Here is a 1,631-nt window from a genome sequence, read left to right as displayed (position 1 = left end):
GTGTTGCGGGATGGGAGGGCGGGACGCCGCCGTTCCCGCCGCGCCTTCGACGGTCGCGCGTGTGCCGGCGCGAGACAGGAACGCCGTCTGCGGGTAGGACGCCGTCTCGGCGCCTAGCGGCAGGAGACATTCGATGACGGCAAGGCCGAAGGTCGCGTTCATTGGCACCGGCGGGACGATCTCGTCGCTGGGCCGCGATTCCCTGGACATCCTCGACTACACCGCGACCGGCAACCGGCTGGAGGCGCAGGCGATCCTCGACGCGGTGCCGGAGGTGCGCGCGGTTGCCGAGGTCGTGCCCGTCGCCTTCCGCGCCGTGCCGAGCCCGGCGATCGGCTTCGCCGAATGGCGCGACCTGGTGAAGACCTGCGAGCGGCTGGCGGCCGAGCATCCCGACCTCGCCGGCATCGTCATCGGGCACGGCACCGCCACCCTGGAGGAAACCGCCTACGCGCTGAGCCTGACGCTGACCGTGGACGTGCCGGTGGTGCTCGTCGGCTCGCAGCGGCCGATGAGCGCCCTGTCGAGCGACGCCGGGCTCAACCTCGTCGCGGCGATCCGCACGGCGGCGTCGCCGCACTCCCGCGGGCGCGGCGTGCTCGTCGTCCTCAACGACGAGATCCAGGCGGCCCGCGAGGTGACCAAGACGTCGGTCGCCCGGCTGCAGACCTTCCGCACGCCGGATTTCGGCGTGCTCGGCCATGTCGACGGGGCGTCGGTGCAGTACTACCGGCGCTCCGAACGCAGCCACGCTCCGGGCACGCCCTTCGACGTCGGCGCGCTCGACGCCCTGCCGCGGGTCGACGTGTCCTACGGCTACGCCGACGCCGACGGCACGGCGGTGCGCGCCTTCCGCGCCGCCGGCGCGCAGGGGATCGTCTCGGCGGGCCTGGCACCCGGCATGACGCCGCCGCGGGAGGCCGACGCCCTCGAAGAGGCGGCGGCGGCCGGAATCGTCGTGGTGCAGTCGACGCGCGCGGGCAGCGGCGTCGTCCCGCTCACCACCCGCCTGCGGGAGCGCGGCATCCTCAGCGCCGACAACCTGACGCCGCAGAAGGCCCGCATCCTGCTCGCCCTGGCGTTGACGGTGACGCGCGAGCCTTCGGAGATCGCGCGGATCTTCGCGACCTACTGATCCGCCGTGGGAGCACGATGCCGGTTCGCTCGGCCGAAGCGCTCGGCAGGGGTCCGCCATCGACAAGGATCGATGGGAGGCGCAAGACGGTGCCATGGCAATGGCGGCATCATCCATCGTCTCCCTCTCGGGACCGGAACGTGAGCGCATCGCCGCGGATCTGGCCGAGATCGCCTGCGCCGCCGGCGAGATCCTGCTCGGGCACCACGGCCACGACTGCCCGCACGTGCTGAAGGTGGACGGCTCGCCATCGAGCCATGCCGACCTCGAGGCCGAGCAGCTGATCCTGGCCAACCTCCTGGAGCGGTTCCCGGCGATCCCGGTCGTGGCCGAGGAGACCTGCCACGACGTGCCGCCCGCCGACCGGTTCTTCCTCGTCGACCCCCTCGACGGCACCCGCGACTTCCTCGCCGGCAGCCCGGAATTCGCGGTGTGCATCGCCCTGATCGAGGGCAACCGGCCGGTCGCCGCCGCGCTCGCCGCGCCGGGCGTCGGC

At 73.0% G+C, this 1,631-nt stretch carries 2 protein-coding genes; both read left to right on the top strand.

What is annotated here, in order from left to right:
• The first annotated feature begins 133 nt into the window (after positions 1-133).
• The gene (locus FV222_RS25340; RefSeq protein ID WP_147761911.1) at positions 134-1,135 is read left to right on the top strand and encodes an asparaginase; all 1,002 of its coding nucleotides are present in this window, start codon (positions 134-136) and stop codon (positions 1,133-1,135) included.
• A gap of 100 nt (positions 1,136-1,235) precedes the next feature.
• Positions 1,236-1,631, top strand: a 396-nt coding sequence (locus FV222_RS25335; RefSeq protein ID WP_281406923.1) for an inositol monophosphatase family protein, incomplete at its 3' end; no start/stop codon positions are given.

Source organism: Methylobacterium sp. WL103 (assembly GCF_008039885.1).
GTDB classification, from domain to species: domain Bacteria; phylum Pseudomonadota; class Alphaproteobacteria; order Rhizobiales; family Beijerinckiaceae; genus Methylobacterium; species Methylobacterium cerastii.
This window is presented reverse-complemented; position numbering and strand designations above follow the sequence as displayed.